This is a genomic window from Shinella sp. M31 (genome assembly GCF_049199205.1).
Lineage (GTDB): Bacteria > Pseudomonadota > Alphaproteobacteria > Rhizobiales > Rhizobiaceae > Shinella.
In genome coordinates, this window is the sequence record NZ_JBLZPH010000132.1 from 1 (window position 1) to 17,568 (window position 17,568).

The window sequence follows — 17,568 nt, forward strand, 5'->3', positions numbered from 1 at the left end:
CGGGGCGCTTGGCAAGCTGTTCTTCGAAGTCGTCGAGAACGCCGACATGAAGGCGGAGGAGGGGCTTCGCGCCGTCGGCGCAAGCTGGATCGAACGCGTGTGGTTCGGCATCGTGCCGCAGGTCCTGCCGAACTTCATGAGCTATTTCCTGCTGCGCCTCGAGATCAACGTGCGCGCCTCCACCATCATCGGCGCAGTCGGTGGCGGCGGTATCGGCGAGCTGCTGCGCCTGTCGATCGGCCAGAACCATCAGGCCAAGACGCTCGCCATCGTACTCCTGCTGCTCATCACCATCATCGCCGTCGACCAGTTTTCCGCTTGGCTGCGCCGCAAGCTTGTCGGCGACCAGGCCTTCCGGCTGGCCCAATAGGAGTGCGCCATGACGACCCTCAATCCCGCACAGATGGATGAGATCGCGGCACGCCACCCGGCCGTCTTCCACCGCTCGTTCTGGCAGCGCTTCCGCGTCGCCATCATTGCCGGCGGCTTCGTGCTCTATGCGCTCTATTGCTGGTGGTTCTTCGCCATCGGCCATGTGCTGACCACGGCGAACTGGAACATCGCCGGCACCTATCTCGCCGATTGGGTATCCTACGAGGTGCGCCCGGAAGTAGCGATTGCGCCGGATGGTGCCATGAAGCTCACCTATCCGCGCTTTTCGCCGCTTGGGCCGAATGCCGAGCCCGACTGGGTGGAGATCGAACGCGGCGCGATGACCCGCACCACACCGGCCGCTGGTACATCGGCCACCACGGCCAAGAAGCCAGCCTCCATGGGCTTCATGGGCGAGGGCGCCGTTCTCGGCGGCTCCGCTGCGGCCGCAGAAGGCATGGCGACGGCGACGACCCGCGAAGAGGAGGTCGTCAAGCGTGCGAAAATCACGCTTGATTCCTCGACGAGCGTCGAGGTCGTGCCGGATCGCGTGATCGTTCAGCATGCCGGCGAAACGCTGGTCGTCGATCTCGACAAGGGCGCTATGAAAGTTGATGGCCCGCTGCCGGCCTGGGCGACGCAGAAGCGGCCGGGCGAAAAGATCACGCTCGCCTTCGGCTTTGCCGGCTGGGGCGAGATCGAGGCGGACGATGTCTCGATCCGCAAACGTTTCCTCGGCTGGGCGAATTTCCTGTTCGATACGAACTCGCCGTTCCATGGCAAGTCGACGGCGGAGGTCTATTCGCTGATCACCTCTGGTGACCGGATCGACCCGAAACAGTCCAACCTGTCGCTTGCCTGGGACAACATCCTCTACAATGCGGAGTGGCAGCATCTCGACGTCTGGACCAAGCTGCTCCAGACCATCGTGATGGCCTTCGTCGGCACGCTCTTTGCCATGCTGCTTGCCTTCCCGCTGGCCTTCATGGCCGCCCGCAACATCACGCGCAGCTGGCTGTCCAACCAGCTGACGAAGCGGCTCTTCGATTTCCTGCGGTCGGTCGACATGCTGATCTGGGCGCTGTTCTTCACCCGCGCCTTCGGCCCCGGACCGCTCGCCGGCATGTCCGCGATCTTCTTCACGGATACCGGCACGCTCGGCAAACTCTATTCCGAGGCGCTGGAGAATATCGACGACAAGCAGCGCGAGGGCGTGAAGTCTGTCGGTGCAGCACCTGTTGCCGTGCAGCGCTATGGCGTGCTGCCGCAGGTCATGCCGCTTTTTGCCTCCCAGGCGCTTTATTTCTGGGAATCGAACACCCGTTCCGCGACGATCATCGGCGCGGTCGGGGCCGGCGGCATCGGCCTGAAGCTCTGGGAGGCGATGCGCACCAATTCCGACTGGGAAAACGTCGCCTATATGGTGCTGCTGATCCTTATCGTCGTGTTCATCTTCGACAGCATTTCCAACGCGCTGCGCTCGCGCCTGATGGGCAAGCCGTCGCATTGATGTCGTCCTGGCGGCATGATGCTGCCACACTGGTCCTTTCAAGCTCCGGCGTCGCCTTTCCAGGCGGCGTCAAATGATTTCGGTAGGAATGAGCCCTTGCGTTACGCCCTGTATTTCACCCCGCCCGCCAGCGACCCGCTTACCCTTGTTGCCCAGCGCTGGCTCGGCCGCAACGCCTTTACCGGCGCGCGCCTGGAACAGCCGGCCGTGAATGGTTTCGACGCCGAGGCGCTTTCAGGTCTGACCGCCGATCCGCGCCGCTACGGTTTTCACGCCACGCTGAAGGCGCCGTTTTCGCTGGCCGAGGGCCGCAGTGAAGCCGAGCTGATCGCTGAGATCGGCCGCTTCGTCTCGGAGGTCGAACCCTTCGACATTCCCGAAGTCGTCATTGGCCGTCTCGGCTCCTTCTTTGCCGTGGTGCCGGGCGATCACTGCGATCCCCTCCAGGCCTTTGCCGGCGAGGTTGTGCGCCGCTTCGAGCGTTTCCGCGCGCCGTTGAGCTCCGCCGATATCGCGCGCCGCAAGCCGGACGAACTGACCGCGGACGAGCGCCAGAACCTCGTGCAATGGGGCTATCCCTATGTGTTCGACGCGTTCCGCTTCCACATGACGCTGACGGGGCGTGTTCCGGCCGAGCGCCGCGACGCCGTCGAAAGCGTGCTTCTCGATCAATTCGCCGAATTCCATGGCCGACCGCTGCCGATCCACGGCCTCGCGCTCTTCCGGGAACCCTCGCGCGGCGCCGATTTCACCGTCCATTCGCTCTTCCCGCTGGGGGGAGCCGCCAACAGAAAGACCGCCTGACATGACCCGCGAAACCGTTCTTTCCAATGCCCGCATCGTGCTGGAGGATCAGATCCTCGACGGCACGCTGGTGCTGCGCGATGGCCTCATTGCCGAGATTTCCGAAGGCAACTCGGAGGCCGGCGAGGACATGGAAGGCGACTTCCTGATCCCCGGCCTCGTGGAACTGCACACCGATCACCTCGAAGCCCACTATTCGCCGCGTCCCGGCGTACGCTGGGGCAAGACGGCGGCGATCCAGTCGCATGACGCGCAGGTCGTGACGTCAGGCATCACCACGGTCTTCGATTGCCTGCGCATGGGCTCGGATGCCGATGGCGGCTTCGAGAAGGGCGAGATGCGCGCCATGGCCGATGCCATCGCCGAGGCGCAGAACGAGGACCGCCTGCGCGCGCAGCACCTCATCCACCTGCGCTGCGAGGTTTCGACCGACAATGTGCTCGACCACTACGAGGAATTCGAGGAAGATCCGCTCGTCCGTCTCGTCTCGCTGATGGACCACGCACCCGGCCAGCGCCAGTTCCAGACGATGGAACAATATGTGCTCTACTATCAGAAGAAGCGCGGCCTTTCGGACGAGGAATTCGCCGAATTCTGCAAGCGCCAGCAGGACCTCTCCGCCCGTTACGCCAAGCCGCACCGCGATGCCATCGCCGCCTCCTGCGCGGCGCGCAACATCTCGGTCGCCAGCCATGACGACGCGACGCTGGAGCATGTCGAGGAAGCCATCGGCTACGGCATCCGCCTTGCCGAGTTTCCGACGAGCTTCGAGGCTGCCAAGGCCTCGCATGGGGCGGGCATGAGCGTATTGATGGGGGCGCCGAACATCGTGCGCGGCAAGTCGCATTCCGGCAACATCGCCGCACGCGACCTCGCCGAGATGGGCGTGCTCGACGTGCTCTCCTCCGACTACGTGCCCTTCAGCCTGATGCATGCGCCCTTCATCCTCGCCGACGAAGGCATGGATCTCTCCAAGTCGATCGCCATGGTCTCAACGACGCCGGCCCGCACGGTCGGCCTCGATGACCGCGGCGCGATCGCCAGAGGACTGCGCGCCGATATCGTGCGCGTGCGCCGTCCCTCCGGCGTTCCGGTCGTGCGCTCGGTCTGGCGGCAGGGCAAGCGGGTGGCATGAGCATGGAAGGCGATATCGTCACCATGCCGGTCGCGGCTGGCACGATGGTGGTGGTGGTCGGGCCGAGCGGGGCGGGCAAGGACAGCGTCATGTCCTATGCCGCGAGGCACTTCGCCGATGAAGCACGGGTGAAATTCGTGCGCCGCGTCATCACCCGCCCGGCGGATGCCGGCGGGGAGGCGCATCAGGCGATCGATGCCGATGGATTTCGCCGCGTTAAGGCGGAGGGCGGCTTTGCCGTGTCCTGGGATGCGCACGGCTTGTCCTACGGCATTCCGCGCGAAACGCTCGATGATCTTGCCGGGGGCGTGACGCTGATCGCCAATGGCAGCCGCTCCGCGCTGCCGGCTTTCGCGGCAACCTATCCCAGGCTGAAAGTCGTTGTCGTTACCGCGCGGCCTGACATTCTCGCCGCCCGCCTTGCTACGCGCGGGCGCGAGAGCGCTGAGGCGATTGCAAAACGGCTGGATCGCGCCGCGCCGGAAATCGTGGTCGCGTCCGACACCGTCGTTATCGACAACAGCGGCGCGCTGGAGGAGGCGGGCGAAGCCTTCGTGTCTGTGCTCACGGCGGCGCTGGCGCGTCTGGATTAATCGCCTTTCAGCGCCTTGTAGGCGCTGAGGGCCCGCTCGCGCGCCTTGGCGTGATCGACGAGCGGTTTGGGATAGGTTTTGCCCAGCACCACGCCCGCCGTCTTCAGCGCGCTTTCGGGCGCGTCGAAGGGTTTGTGGATGAAGGTGGCATCCAGCTTTTCGAGTTCCGGCACGAAACGGCGGACATAGGTGCCATCAGGATCGAATTTCTCACCCTGCAGGATCGGGTTGAAGATGCGGAAGAAGGGAGAGGCGTCGGCGCCGGAACCGGCAACCCATTGCCAGTTCGCCGCATTCGACGCCGCATCCGCATCGACCAACGTATCGCGAAACCATTGTTCGCCGCGCCGCCAGTCGATCATCAGGTGCTTGATGAGGAAGGAGGCGGCAATCATGCGCACGCGATTGTGCATGAAGCCGTGTTGCCAGAGCTGTCGCATGCCGGCGTCCACGATGGGATAACCGGTCTCCCCGCGCGTCCATGCCTTGAAATGCGCCGCGCTGCCTTCCCAGGGAAAGGCATCGAAGCGGTCGTTCCAGTTCTTCTCCGCCAGCGCCGGAAAGTGGAAATGCTGGTGATGGCAGAATTCCCGCCAGACCAGCTCCTTGCGGAAATGGACCACGTCGTCCGTCGGCGCTTTCAGGCCGCGCGTCGCGTGCCAGACCCGCGCCGGCGAGATTTCGCCCATGGCCAGATGCGGCGACAGCAGGGAGGTGGCGTCGATGGCCGGATTGTCGCGTTTGGCCTGATAACCGCGGATGGCGCCCTCCACGAAGGTTTCGAGGCGCTCCCGTGCCGCGCCTTCACCCGGCGTCCAGACGTCGCTGAATGACGATGCCCAGTCCGGCCGGCTCGGCAGCAGGTTCCAGTCGTCGAGCGTTTCGGATTTCGGCGCGGGATGCAGGGCGAGGAGCTTTTCCGGTGCATCGATCGGCTCCTGCGGCTCGCCGTCTCGCTCGAAGGCGCGCCAGAAAGGTGTATAGACGCGGTAGGGTTTCTTCCCGCCGGTCAGCAGGCGGGCCGGGTCGTGCAGCAACTCGCCCGCAAAACTTTTCGCATTGAGACTCCGCGCCTTCAGGGAGGCCTTGATGTCCGTATCGATCTTGATGCCGGCAGGGTTGTGCCGCCGGTTCCAGTAGACTGTCTCGGCACCGGTTTCCTCGAACAGATCGTCCAGAACCTTGCCCGCATCGCCGCTGCGCAGGATCAACGGCGTTCCCAGCCCCTTGAGCGATTTGCCGAGCGCCGTCAGCGAATGATGCAGCCACCAACCTTGCGCCGCGCCGAGCGGGCCGGTTTCCTCGGCCGCTTCGCGGATATAGAGCGCCACGACGGGCCGATCGCTGTCGGCGGCGGCGTAGAGGGCTGCGTTGTCGTCCGTACGCAGGTCGCGGCGAAACCAGACGATGACGGGTAGCTTCCTCTTTTCCGTCATCGTGTCAGTTTCCTTGCGGCAGCGGGCGGGTGAGGATGAAAACGGCGCTGCAGGCCAGAACGAGGCCGACGATGACGGCGAGCAGAACGGATGGCTGGGTGCGATAGAAGAAGAAGCCATAGCTTGCGACGATCAGGCTTACGGCGACGACCTTGGTGCGGCCGGAAATCGCGCCCTCGCGCTGCCAGTTGGTCAGCGGCGGGCCGAATGTCCTGTGGGTCAGAAGCCATTGCTCGAGACGAGGCGAAGAGCGGGAGAAGCACCAGACCGCGACAAGCAGGAACGGCGTCGTCGGCAGCAGTGGCAGGAACGCACCGACGATGCCGAGCGCCGTCATGAAGAGGCCGGCCATCATGTAGATCGTGCGCACAGGGATCCTCGCCGAAAATCGCGTCGACGATCAGATAGAGCGCTTTGCGCCTCTCTCCAAGGGGGAAGATGCCACGGTTTTGGCGACGATAAAAATCCCCTCGCTGGAGAGCGAAATCACCCAGCGCGACATCCGTTGCGGGAGCCATCGCCAGCGGGATGCCGGCGACGCTTTGATCAGATCGGCTTGCTGTTTGCCGCCTTGGCGGATTTCGCCTTCGCGACCGCCTTGGCGGCAGCGGCCGGTTTTTCGGCGTCGGCGGTTTTCTTCTTCGGCTTCGCAGCCTCGGCGTCCTTGCCCTTCGAAATCTGGATCAGCGGCTTTTTTGCCGATTTCGCGGGCGTGGTCTCCGGCACGAGGGCCACCCGCTCGAATTCGTCGCGCTCGCGCACGGCCTGCTCCCAATGGGCGCTGTCTTCGCCATGGGGACGACCGGCTTCCTCCCAGATCGAATAGGCCCGTTTGCTGATCCATTCCTTGCGTGCATCCGTCATCGCGTATCCCCGTTTGAGAGTGAACTGACGCCGTGCCGGGATGCTGCAGACGATGCGGGCAGAAACCGGAACACGGAACTCGCTGGGCGGCCGATCATCGGCAGGTCCAGATATTCGACGCACCTTTCGCTCCCGGGCGTGAGCCTTGCGGAGCAGGTCTGCTACATGCGATTCGCGCCGGTAGAATGCGCCCAAAGGCGCAGAGCATCAAGGCGCGCAGCCTGCGACAACCTTTCCCGCAAGCGGAATGGTCAAGGAAATCCTTGCGCGAAGGGCGACAAATTGCCGGAATTTCGCAAAAGTTTTCCCTTGCGGGTGGACAGTGCCGATCGCGCCAACGTATTGTCGGGATGAGAGAATATTCAACCTGGTCAACGGTATCGAGAGGCAGGGCGTTTGACAGCAACACGGCAGCAGCATCGACCGGTTCGTCGGGCTCTCGGCCTCTTTTGCACAGCGTTCACCTGCCTTCTTCTGTTGATAACCACGCTGCCGGCGCCATCTGCCGCAAACAATGCCGCAAAAGTGCTTCGTTACGGCACGCAGAAGCCTGCGGGATACGCCTCTTTCACGAACGAGCGGGAGTGCCGCAAACGCAGCAGCGCCGCCAAAGCCGTTTCCTTGTCGAACAGGGGCAACGATTTTATCTGTCTGCCGGGAGCACTCGCGTATCGTTCAAGAACCTTGGAAAGAGGCGCTTTTGCCACGCTTTCGCCGGGCGCGACCGGCAGGAGCGGTATCGAGACGCGGGGCGCGCGTGCGCCTCCCATGGTTTTCGCCTGACGGCCGCGTCGATCGCTGACATCGATCGGGCGGCTTTCTGGTGGTGCTGGCCGATAATGCCGGTTGACGGCATTGTAGAGACGCTCTGACGTTCGAAAGCGATCGATCAAACGATGACAGGTGAAATGATTCTCGTCCTGCTGGTCTGCCTTCCCTTCGCGGGAAGCCTGGCTGCGGTCGTTCTGCTGAGGACCGATTCGCGCGTCCTTGCCGCGCGCATGGCAGGCGCCGTGACCTTCGTCGCCCTCGTGCTAACCGCGGTGCTCTATCCCTCGGTGCGCGATGGCAGCAAGGTGCGGCTCGATCTGGAATGGCTGCCGCAGCTCGGGCTGAACGTCACGCTGCGCATGGATGGGTTCGCCTGGCTCTTTGCGATGCTCGTCACCGGCATCGGTTTCCTCATCGTTCTCTATGCGCGCTACTACATGTCCGAGGAGGATCCGGTTCCGCGCTTCTTCTCGTTCCTGCTCGCCTTCATGGGCTCGATGCTCGGCATCGTGCTGTCGGGCAATATCATCCTGCTGTCGGTGTTCTGGGAGCTGACCAGCATCTTCTCCTTCCTTTTGATCAGCTACTGGCATCACAATGCCGCCGCCCGCGACGGCGCGCGCATGGCGCTGACCATCACCGGTATCGGCGGCTTCTGCCTGCTCGCCGGCCTGCTGGTGCTCGGCCATATCGTCGGCAGCTACGATCTCGATGTCGTGCTAGCCTCGGGCGACCTGATCAAGGCGCATCCGCTCTATCTCACGGCGCTCGTCCTCATCCTTATCGGCGCGCTGACCAAGAGCGCGCAGGTGCCGTTCCATTTCTGGCTGCCGAACGCCATGGCGGCGCCTACGCCCGTCTCGGCCTATCTGCATTCCGCGACCATGGTGAAGGCCGGCGTCTTCCTGCTGGTGCGGTTCTGGCCGGCGCTGTCGGGCACCTATGAATGGTTCATGCTGCTCGGCATCGCCGGCATCAGCACACTGCTTCTCGGCGCTTACTTCGCCATGTTCCAACAGGACCTGAAGGGCCTGCTCGCCTATTCGACGATCAGCCATCTCGGCCTCATTACGACGCTCCTCAGCCTCGGCAGTCCGCTGGCTGCAGTCGCTGCGATCTTCCACATGATGAACCACGCCACGTTCAAGGCCTCGCTCTTCATGGCCGCCGGCATCATCGACCACGAGACCGGCACGCGCGACATGCGACGATTGAGCGGGCTTCTCAAATACCTGCCGATAACGGGAACGCTCGCCATGGTGGCCAGCGCCGCCATGGCCGGCGTGCCGCTGCTCAACGGCTTCATTTCCAAGGAAATGTTCTTTGCCGAAGCCGTGGAGACACACGCCGATTCCGTGCTCGACCGCATCCTGCCCTATGTCGCCACGCTCGCCGGCGCCTTCTCCGTCGCCTATTCGCTGCGCTTCATCCATATGGTCTTTTTCGGTCCACCGCCGACGGACCTGCCGAAGCCCAAGCCGCACGAACCGCCGCACTGGATGCGTTTCCCGATCGAGTTCCTCGTGCTGGCCTGCCTCGTCGTCGGCATCATTCCGAGCCTGTCGATCGGCCCGTTCCTGCATTCGGCCGTCATTTCGGTGCTCGGCGATCGCACACCGGAATACAGCCTTGCCATCTGGCACGGCATCAACACGCCGCTGATCATGAGCCTGATCGCGCTCGTCGGCGGCGCGGCGCTCTATGTCGTGATGAAGGACTATCTCGCCAAATGCGACAACGGGCCGCCGCTCTTCCGGCATCTCGGTGGCCAGCGCATCTTCGAGCGCGTTCTCGTCACCGTCTCCTGGAAATGGGCGCGCTGGCTGGAAAGCAATCTCGGCACGCGCCACCTCCAGCCGCAGCTGCGCCTCGTTGCCGCCGCCGGCTTCCTGGCCGGAGCCGTCTCGCTCTATCTTGCGGGCTTCTCGCCGAAGCCGCTCGCGTTCAAGGATATCGATCCGATCTTCGCCGCCGTCTGGGCTATCGGCGCGTTCTGTGCGCTTGGTGCGGCCTACCAGGCGAAGTATCACCGCCTAGCGGCCCTCGTCCTGCTCGGCGGTGCCGGTATCACGACCTGCATCACCTTCGTCTGGCTGTCGGCGCCCGACCTTGCCATCACGCAGCTCGTCGTCGAGATCGTCACGACGGTTCTCCTGCTCCTTGGCCTGCGCTGGCTGCCGAAGCGTGCGGAAAAAGTCGACAATGCCGTGTCGTTTTCCGCGCGCAGCCGCCGCCTCCGCGATTTCCTGCTGGCGCTTTCCTGCGGCTTCGGCATGTTCCTGTTTTCCTACGCCATCATGACCCAGCCGGTGCCGGATGCGATCGCCAGCTACTTCCTCGACAAGGCCTATAGCGAAGGCGGCGGGCGCAATGTCGTCAACGTCATCCTCGTCGATTTCCGCGGCTTCGACACGATGGGCGAGATCGCGGTGCTGGCCATCGTGGCGCTCACGGTCTTTGCGCTGCTGCGCCGTTTCCGTCCGGCGCCCGACAGCATCGAGAAGCCGGAACAGCAACGCATCCAGAACGCCTTCGATGCGGAGCGCCCCGAGCGTTCGGCAGGCGATACGGTGCGCGACTACCTGCTCGTGCCTTCGGTCATCATGCAGTGGATGTTCCCTGTTATCGCGACCTTCGCGGTCTATCTCTTCCTGCGCGGCCATGACCTGCCGGGCGGCGGCTTTGCCGCCGGTATCACTATGGCCATCGCCTTCCTGCTGCAATATCTGGCGGGCGGCGTGCGCTGGGCGGAGGATCGCCTGCGCATCCTGCCGCTGCGCTGGATGGGCTTCGGTCTCATCATGGCTGCGGCAACCGGCATGGGCGCCTGGCTGCTCGGCTATCCGTTCCTGACCACCCACTCGCAATACATAGAGGTGCCGTTCATCGGCAAGGTGCCCGCGGCCAGCGCGCTGCTGTTCGATCTCGGCGTCTTCTCGCTCGTCGTCGGCGCGACGGTGCTGATCCTCATCGCGCTCGCCCACCAATCCGTACGCATGCATCGGGTCCGCGGTCTCGACGCCCCCAAGGCGGAGGAAAACTGATGGAACTCGTTCTCGCAATCGGTATCGGCATCATGACCGGCTCGGGCGTCTGGCTGATCCTGCGCCCGCGCACCTACCAGGTCATCATAGGCCTGTCGCTGCTTTCCTATGCCGTCAATCTCTTCATCTTCGGCGTCGGCGGCGTGAAATCCAATGCCGCGCCGCTGCTCGGCGAGGGCGTCGACGTCTCGACGCTGACGGACCCCGTGCCGCAGGCGCTGGTGCTGACGGCGATCGTCATCGGCTTTGCGACGACGGCGCTGTTCCTCGTCGTGCTGCTCGCCGCCCGCGGGCTGACCGGCACCGACCATGTCGACGGCAGGGAGCAGCCGAAATGAGCGGCTGGCAGCAACACCTCATCATCGCGCCGATCGTCATTCCGCTGATCGCGGGCGCGCTTCTTCTGTTCTTCGACGAGCGCCAGCGCGTCGTCAAAGCCATGATCAGCGTCGTCTCTACGCTGGCGCTCGCGGCCGTCGCCATCAACCTCTTCCGGCTGGCGAACGGTAGTGGCGAGGCTTTCGACGGCGTCTATCTCCTCGGCAACTGGCCCGCCCCCTTCGGCATCGTGCTGGTCGTTGACCGGCTCTCGGCGCTGATGCTGGTGCTCGCCGCGATCCTCGCCATTCCGGCGCTGGTCTATGCGCTCGCTCGCTGGCATGCCGCCGGTGCGCATTTCCACTCGCTGTTCCAGTTCCTGCTGATGGGGTTGAACGGTGCCTTCCTGACCGGCGACCTGTTCAATCTCTTCGTCTTCTTCGAAGTGATGCTCGCCGCCTCCTATGGTCTGCTGATGCACGGCTCCGGCCCGATGCGCGTCAAGGCGGGCCTGCAATACATTGCCGTCAACCTCGCGGCCGCGCTCTGCTTCCTGATCGGCGTCAGCGCGATCTACGGCTCGGCCGGCACGCTCAACATGGCCGACCTTGCGCTGCGCATCGGCGAAATCGAGGGCGAGCGGCGCATGCTGCTCGAGGCAGGAGCGGCCATTCTCGGCGTCGTCTTCCTTATCAAGGCCGGCATGTGGCCCTTGAATTTCTGGCTGCCCGGCGCCTATAGCGCGGCCGTCGCCCCGGTCGCGGGCATCTTCGCCATCATGAGCAAGGTTGGCATCTATGTGATCCTGCGCCTCTCGCTGTTGGTCTTCGGGCAGGGAGAATCGGCGGGTCTCGGCCTTAACGTGCTGCTCTATGGCGGCATGGCGACGATCGCCTTCGGCACGATCGGCGTGCTCGCCTCCCAGGCGCTCGGCCGCTTGGCGAGTTATTCGGTGTTGGTCTCCTCCGGCACGCTTCTGGCGGTTCTCGGCCTCAGCAACGGCGAGGTTACGGCGGGTGCGCTCTTCTATATGGTCAGCTCCACGCTGACGATCGGTGCCTTCTTCATGCTGATCGAACTGGTCGAGCGCGGGCAGGATGCCGGCGCCTCGGTTCTCGCGGTTACCATGGAAGCCTATGGTGACGCGGACGAGGAGGAGCAGGAGGTCGAGATCGGTGTGACCATGCCGGGAACCATCGCCGTGCTCGGCACCTGCTTCGCCGCCTGCGGAATACTGCTCTCCGGCCTGCCGCCGCTTTCCGGCTTCGTCGCGAAATTCGCCATGCTGACGGGCATGATCGGCACGGGTGCCGCTGCGGATCAGCCGGTCTCGGCCTCGGTCTGGTGGATCGTCGCTCTGCTCATCTTGTCGGGCCTCGCCGCGCTGATCTCGATGACCCGTGCCGGCATCCGCACATTCTGGGCCTCGATGGAGGGCACGGTGCCGCGCGTGCTGGTCATGGAAATGGCGCCGGTCATGTTGCTGATCGCGCTGACTTTGACGCTCACCATCAAGGCCGGTCCGGCGATGCACTATATGGAAGAGACCGTGCGCAACCTGCAGCAGCCCGGCACCTATATCAATGCCGTGATCAATGCGCGCCGTGCCGGTGTCGCGGAGGCGAGCGGGCCGGATGGCGGGGGAGGGATCTGACATGCTGCCCTATCCGCTGCTCAGTGCCTCGCTCGTCATCATGTGGCTCGCCCTCAATGGGTTTACGCTCGGGCACCTCATTCTCGGCAGTGTCGTCGCGGTCTTCGCCTCCTGGGGCATGGCCTCATTGCGACCGGCAAAACCGCGCATGCCGAAATGGTACCTGTTGCCGAAGCTCGTCGGCATCGTGCTCTACGATATCGTGCGCTCGAACCTTGCCGTCGCCTCGATACTCGTTGCGGGACGTGGACGGCGCTTCCGGTCCGGTTTCATCACCGTGCCGCTCGACCTGCAGAGCCCGACGGCGCTCGCCGTGCTGGCCGTCGTGGTCACGAGTACGCCGGGCACGGCGTGGCTGGAATACAATTCGCTGAGCCGGACCGTGCTGATCCACGTTCTCGACCTTGTCGACGAGGCGGAATGGCAGGCCCTGATCAAGGGCCGCTATGAGGCACTGCTGATGGAGATTTTCGAATGAGCCACACGATCCTCTCCTGGGCCATGGTGTTTGCGCAGATCTGCCTAGTCCTCGCGATGGCGCTGGCGGCGCTCCGCATGGCACGCGGTCCACGCGCACAGGACCGCGTTCTCGCGCTCGACACGCTCTATGTGAACTCGATGCTGCTTTTGATGGTCTTCGGCATCCGCACCGGCAAGGTCATCTATTTCGAGGCGTCGCTGGTCATCGGCATGCTCGGCTTCGTCGCCACGGTGGCGCTCGCCAAATTCCTGATGCGCGGGGAGGTGATCGAATGAGCAGCATCGAACATGCCGCCGATCTGCCGGCCTGGGCAGCCCTTGCCGTCGCCTTCTTCCTCGTCATCGGTGCGGGCCTAACGCTGATCGGCACGATCGGCTTCGTGCGCCTGCCGACCTTCTATGAACGCATCCATGCGCCGACGCTCGGCACCAGCTGGGGCACCGGCGGCATTGTCATGGCCTCGATGATCTTCTTCACCGTGCTTTCGACCCGGCCTGTCGTTCACGAGATTTTGATCGGCATCTTCGTGACCGTCACGACGCCGGTGACGCTGATGCTGCTCGCCCGCGCGACTCTGCACAGGGACCGGGCCGAAGGAAATCCTGATGTTCCGGGCGAAGCGCCGGCGCAGGTGCTGGTCAAGGACGGTACGGCCACCCAGGCGGATTGACCCGATAATGCACGAAAAGTAGCTCGCCTGATTCCAGTAATATTAAGGCTATCGCGTATAACTTTTCGCCATGGATCACAGTCGCTCATTTTCCATCGACCGCGAAACGTCGATCTCGGGGAAGCCGATCCCGGGCGGCAGGAAGATCGTTATCCTGTCGTCGCATGTCTTCTTGGACGGTTTCCGGAAAGCGAGCATCCATTTCGTGGCACGCCGCTGGGCGGCGGCTGGCAACGACGTGTTCTTCACCACGGTAGGCCACAGTGCGCTGAGCCGCTTCAAGCAAAAGGATCGCTACGAAGCGTTGCGCCGCGAACAGGGCAACCGTTACGCCGCGATCGAGCCGCATCTCTTTGCCGGAGCCTATCTGCCGCCCCTTCACGCTTTCAGCACGGCGAAGCCGATCGTCAATGCGCTGGTAAAACCGCTCTTTGCGCTCTACGGCCGGCACCTGCCCGCCTTCGTGCGTAACGAGATAGAAGCCGCCGATCTCGTGGTGATCGAAAGCGGCACACCCGTCGTCTTCCTGAATCTCGTGCGCCGCCTGAATCCGCGGGCAAAGCTCCTGTACTTCTGCCGCGACCTGCTGCGGAGTGTCGGGGCCGCACCCTATCTGCGGGCGGTCGAGGCACGGGGCATCGGTCTTTTCGACAGCGTCTGCGTTCCCTCGCGCCGGCTGGGCGAGATGCTGCCATCCGGCGGCAAGGTGCATTTCGTGCCGCAGGGTATCGAAGGCGACGTGTTCGATCGCGCGAAGGTCTCACCCTATCCCGAGGGCAGCCGCAACGCGGTCGCGGTCGGCGACATGCTGTTCGATCAGGCCTCCGTCGCCGCCATGGCGGCGGTAGCGCCTGAGGTCACCTTGCACCTCTTCGGCATTCGCTGGCGCGGTGATGCGCCGGCCAATATCCGCCTGCATGGCGAACAGTCCTTCGAGACGCTGGCGGCCTATATCCGCCATGCGGATATCGGTCTGGCGCCCTATCGCGTGAACAGCAGCGAGGTCTATCTCGCCGAATCGAGCCTCAAGCTCCTGCAATACGGCTACTGCCGCCTGCCGGTCCTCTTGCCTGACATCATCCCAGTTTCGCGCGGCAACGAGATCACCTATTCGCTCGACGGGGAAAACGATTGGCGCGCGATTGTCGATGCAGCCCTCACCTTGCCGCACCGCAAAGCCTTTCGTGACGGTATCCTGACCTGGGATGACGTGGCCCGGCAGACGCTTGCCACGGTTTTTGCCTGAACAGGATCAGTTGGACGTTGCAGCGAGGAGGCCGACAAGGCGTCGGGCCAGCGGTCGCAATCGTCCAGGTACTTTCCCTTCGATCATGTCGACGATCCGATCCGCCTCCTCGGCGGTAATCAGCCCGAACAGCCGGGCTGCGCCGACATAGACGAGCGCACCCAGTATAACGGCGACCGGCAGGCCGATCAGGCCCGGCAGGAGGATCGTCATCGCGAAGGCGGCGAGGCCGCAGGCACTTGCTGCAAGGAGCGTGCGGAAAAGGGCTTTCCAGGGAACTGTCGGACCGCCATGGACGCCGACGGCCATCAGGAGAAGGCCAAGCGTCAGGCCTTCCGAGAGGATACGCGCAGCCCCCGCGCCGAGGATGCCGCCTGCGGGAACGGCGACGACCAGCAGCAGGAAGAGAAGGGTTGCGGAGACGAGCGTCACGCGCAACAGCCGGCCGCCTTGTTCATGTGCAGCCAGGTAGGCCCAGGGCACGACGGCGAGCCCAGCAGGCACGGAGGCCAGCATGAAAAGTACGGCAGCGCCGGCTGCCGGCCGGAAATCCTCGCCGAAGACGATGGGAATGAGCTCCGATATGATCGCAGCGCCGCCAATGCCGAGCGGCATCACGAAGAGGGCGGTGAGCCGAAGGCTGTTGTGGTAGAGCGTATCCGGCGGGGCGTCGCTGGCGGTGCGTGCGGCGAGGCCGACGAGGAAGGCCGGCGAAAGCTGCAACGTCAGCTGGCCGACCAATCCCGCGAAGACGACGGCGGCGGCAAAATAGCCCACATCCGCATCGCCCAGGAAATAGCCCACGACGAGGAATTCGATACGCGTCAGAAGCACGATGTCGATTGCATCCGTCGTCCACATGCTGCGTCGGTAGCGGTGCATTTCGGGTGTCAACGCTGCAGGTGCGGAGGGTGTGCGGCGGTCGAGATGATGGGAAAGACTGAAGACCTGCGGAAGGTAGCGCGTCAGCATGCCCAGCAGCGCGCCACCCGGCCCGACGAAGACCGCGCCGGCGAAGACGACCGGGACCTGGAGCAGGCTGCCGACGGCGGTGGTCGCGGCGACTTCACCGAAATGGCCGCGTCCGCGCGCGACGGCCGCGGAAAAGGCGGCCAGCACATAGGCGAGGAAGAGCAGGCTCGCGCCGATCCAGATCCACGGAGCCGGAGCGCCCGAGAGCCTGTGATAGAGTCCGAAAGCCAGCATGATCACGAAGGCGAGGGTGACGGAGGGCAGCAGGGCCGAAAAGGCGCGGCGCACGATCGGTGCCCAGGCGTCCTGGCCTGCGTCACGTGCCGCTGCGACGGAACGCAACACCATCTGCGGAAAGCCGCGGTCGGCAACGGCCGCCATGCACACGATGACCCACATGGCATAGGCGACGAGGCCCGAGCCGGCGGGACCGAGCACGCGGGCGTTGATGACGCTGACGAGAAAACCGGCAACCAGCGATACGAGCGTGGCTGCCAGGTTGAGCAGGGAGGAGCCGAGAACGCTGGTCATTCGCCCTTTTGCCACGAAAAGATAACTTTGAATTAAATAAAGCCGGTCATTGGTGAGCTATGATAAAATAAAGGTGTTTGGGGGCGATCATGGAAAACCCGGTTCGCAAGGAAACTTTCCTTGTTCCCGGCTACCAGCAGCGGACACTCAAGGAGATGTTCCGTCATCTGATCTGGCGCGTGATCGCGCCGCTGCCGGATAAATCTTATCTGAAGCTTAAATACTGGTCGATCAAGGGCGAGTGGCCCGATATCGACGACCCCAAGACCTTCTGTGAGAAGGTGCAGGCACGCAAACTCTACGATCGCAATCCGATCTACGCCACGTTGGTCGATAAGGCCGGCGTGAAGCCCTTCGTCGAAGAGAAGCTCGGCCCCGCCTATGTCACGCCGAGCTATTGGGTCGGAACCGATCTTGCGACCGTCGATTGGTCGACGGTGCCGCTGCCGGCCGTGGTAAAGCCGACCCATGCCAGTGCTCAAGGCCGTTTCCTCTATACGCAGGACGACATAAGCCGGCTGCTCGAAGACAATCCGGTGCCGGGCTGGCTGGCGCTCGATCATGCGCACTACAATCGCGAATGGGCCTATAGCCAAGTCAAGCCGCAGGTTCTGATCGAGGCGATGCTGGTGGTCGATGGCGGCGTGCCCTGGGACTATCGCTTCTTCACCTTCGACGGCATCGTCTCGCATATCGAGGTGAACCTGCGCATCGACGGCAAGGGCTACGCCTGCCATTACACGCCCGATTGGCAGCGCCTGCCGTTCCATGACCCCGATTACCTGACACCCTATCCGGGCGAGGTGCCGAGGCCGGCGCGCTTCGACGAGATGATGCGCATCGCGCAGACGATCGGCAAAGGATTCGATTTCTTGCGCATCGATCTCTATGCCGCCGACGACTGGATCAAGCTCGGCGAACTGACGCTCTATCCGGGCGGCGGCTTCGAGCGGTTCGATCCGCCGCAATACGATCGTCTGCTCGGCGACAAATGGACCCTTGGCTTCGAGATACCGAAGGCCGACTGATCTGCAGATTCGCGCGAATTCAACAAAGGCCGGTCCGCAAGGATCGGCCTTTTGTTCGTTAACGGATGATCGATCTGCTGACGAATGATTAACCTCTTGACAGCAGGAGTTCGCCGCATAATGCTAAGATGTCAGACCA

18 protein-coding genes are annotated in these 17,568 nt (G+C 63.7%); 13 read left to right on the forward strand and 5 right to left on the reverse strand.

Annotation, left to right across the window (positions count from 1 at the left end):
* The 5 genes from ACOZKU_RS20910 to phnN form a co-directional block, all read left to right on the forward strand.
* Positions 1–370: PhnE/PtxC family ABC transporter permease (locus ACOZKU_RS20910; protein WP_421580508.1), on the forward strand; the 370-nt coding region annotated here is incomplete at its 5' end.
* Between the two features lie 9 nt (positions 371–379).
* The gene (gene phnE / locus ACOZKU_RS20915; RefSeq protein ID WP_421580509.1) at positions 380–1,882 is read left to right on the forward strand and encodes a phosphonate ABC transporter, permease protein PhnE; all 1,503 of its coding nucleotides are present in this window, start codon (positions 380–382) and stop codon (positions 1,880–1,882) included.
* A gap of 96 nt (positions 1,883–1,978) precedes the next feature.
* A complete protein-coding gene (locus ACOZKU_RS20920) occupies positions 1,979–2,686 on the forward strand; it encodes a DUF1045 domain-containing protein (protein WP_421580510.1) in 708 nt (235 codons plus the stop codon).
* 1 nt (position 2,687) lies between these two features.
* Positions 2,688–3,821, forward strand: a complete 1,134-nt coding sequence (locus tag ACOZKU_RS20925) for an alpha-D-ribose 1-methylphosphonate 5-triphosphate diphosphatase (protein ID WP_421580511.1) — start codon at positions 2,688–2,690, stop codon at positions 3,819–3,821.
* Positions 3,818–4,414 (forward strand): phosphonate metabolism protein/1,5-bisphosphokinase (PRPP-forming) PhnN, encoded by a 597-nt coding sequence (gene phnN / locus ACOZKU_RS20930; protein WP_421580512.1) that lies wholly within the window; start codon positions 3,818–3,820, stop codon positions 4,412–4,414. The genes ACOZKU_RS20925 and phnN overlap by 4 nt, the downstream gene beginning before the upstream one ends.
* On the opposite strand, the gene ACOZKU_RS20935 is transcribed toward phnN, so the two are convergent.
* The 4 genes from ACOZKU_RS20935 to ACOZKU_RS20950 all read right to left on the reverse strand — a co-directional run bounded on the left by ACOZKU_RS20935 (position 4,411) and on the right by ACOZKU_RS20950 (position 7,484).
* On the reverse strand, positions 4,411–5,850 hold the full coding sequence (locus ACOZKU_RS20935; protein WP_421580513.1) for a cryptochrome/photolyase family protein: 1,440 nt from the start codon (positions 5,848–5,850) through the stop codon (positions 4,411–4,413). The two genes, phnN and ACOZKU_RS20935, sit on opposite strands and share 4 nt — an antisense overlap.
* Positions 5,851–5,854: 4 nt before the next feature.
* Positions 5,855–6,220, reverse strand: coding sequence for a YbaN family protein (locus tag ACOZKU_RS20940; protein WP_421580514.1), 366 nt, complete (start codon positions 6,218–6,220; stop codon positions 5,855–5,857).
* A gap of 176 nt (positions 6,221–6,396) precedes the next feature.
* The gene (locus tag ACOZKU_RS20945; protein ID WP_421580515.1) at positions 6,397–6,714 is read right to left on the reverse strand and encodes a DUF2934 domain-containing protein; all 318 of its coding nucleotides are present in this window, start codon (positions 6,712–6,714) and stop codon (positions 6,397–6,399) included.
* A gap of 533 nt (positions 6,715–7,247) precedes the next feature.
* The gene (locus ACOZKU_RS20950; protein WP_421580516.1) at positions 7,248–7,484 is read right to left on the reverse strand and encodes a hypothetical protein; all 237 of its coding nucleotides are present in this window, start codon (positions 7,482–7,484) and stop codon (positions 7,248–7,250) included.
* 126 nt (positions 7,485–7,610) lie between these two features.
* On the opposite strand from ACOZKU_RS20950, the gene ACOZKU_RS20955 reads away from it, so the two are divergent.
* The 7 genes from ACOZKU_RS20955 (at position 7,611) to ACOZKU_RS20985 (ending at position 14,898) form a co-directional block, all read left to right on the forward strand.
* On the forward strand, positions 7,611–10,529 hold the full coding sequence (locus ACOZKU_RS20955; protein WP_421580517.1) for a monovalent cation/H+ antiporter subunit A: 2,919 nt from the start codon (positions 7,611–7,613) through the stop codon (positions 10,527–10,529).
* Entirely contained in the window at positions 10,529–10,867 is a 339-nt protein-coding gene (locus ACOZKU_RS20960) for a Na+/H+ antiporter subunit C (RefSeq protein ID WP_117370310.1), read from the forward strand. Before ACOZKU_RS20955 ends, ACOZKU_RS20960 begins: the two co-directional genes overlap by 1 nt.
* A complete protein-coding gene (locus ACOZKU_RS20965; RefSeq protein ID WP_421580518.1) occupies positions 10,864–12,501 on the forward strand; it encodes a monovalent cation/H+ antiporter subunit D in 1,638 nt (545 codons plus the stop codon). The genes ACOZKU_RS20960 and ACOZKU_RS20965 overlap by 4 nt, the downstream gene beginning before the upstream one ends.
* A gap of 1 nt (position 12,502) precedes the next feature.
* Positions 12,503–12,979: a Na+/H+ antiporter subunit E gene (locus tag ACOZKU_RS20970; protein WP_421580519.1), complete on the forward strand. Its 477-nt coding sequence runs from the start codon at positions 12,503–12,505 to the stop codon at positions 12,977–12,979.
* Positions 12,976–13,257, forward strand: coding sequence for a K+/H+ antiporter subunit F (locus ACOZKU_RS20975; RefSeq protein WP_117370307.1), 282 nt, complete (start codon positions 12,976–12,978; stop codon positions 13,255–13,257). The genes ACOZKU_RS20970 and ACOZKU_RS20975 overlap by 4 nt, the downstream gene beginning before the upstream one ends.
* On the forward strand, positions 13,254–13,652 hold the full coding sequence (gene mnhG / locus ACOZKU_RS20980) for a monovalent cation/H(+) antiporter subunit G (RefSeq protein WP_421580520.1): 399 nt from the start codon (positions 13,254–13,256) through the stop codon (positions 13,650–13,652). The genes ACOZKU_RS20975 and mnhG overlap by 4 nt, the downstream gene beginning before the upstream one ends.
* A 70-nt stretch (positions 13,653–13,722) precedes the next feature.
* A complete protein-coding gene (locus ACOZKU_RS20985) occupies positions 13,723–14,898 on the forward strand; it encodes a polysaccharide biosynthesis protein GumK (RefSeq protein ID WP_421580521.1) in 1,176 nt (391 codons plus the stop codon).
* A 6-nt stretch (positions 14,899–14,904) separates the two neighbouring features.
* On the opposite strand, the gene ACOZKU_RS20990 is transcribed toward ACOZKU_RS20985, so the two are convergent.
* Positions 14,905–16,401: a lipopolysaccharide biosynthesis protein gene (locus ACOZKU_RS20990; protein ID WP_421580522.1), complete on the reverse strand. Its 1,497-nt coding sequence runs from the start codon at positions 16,399–16,401 to the stop codon at positions 14,905–14,907.
* A gap of 89 nt (positions 16,402–16,490) precedes the next feature.
* Here ACOZKU_RS20990 and ACOZKU_RS20995 point away from each other — a divergent pair, with 89 nt between their 5' ends.
* On the forward strand, positions 16,491–17,429 hold the full coding sequence (locus tag ACOZKU_RS20995) for an ATP-grasp fold amidoligase family protein (protein WP_421580523.1): 939 nt from the start codon (positions 16,491–16,493) through the stop codon (positions 17,427–17,429).
* The last annotated feature ends 139 nt before the right edge of the window (positions 17,430–17,568 follow it).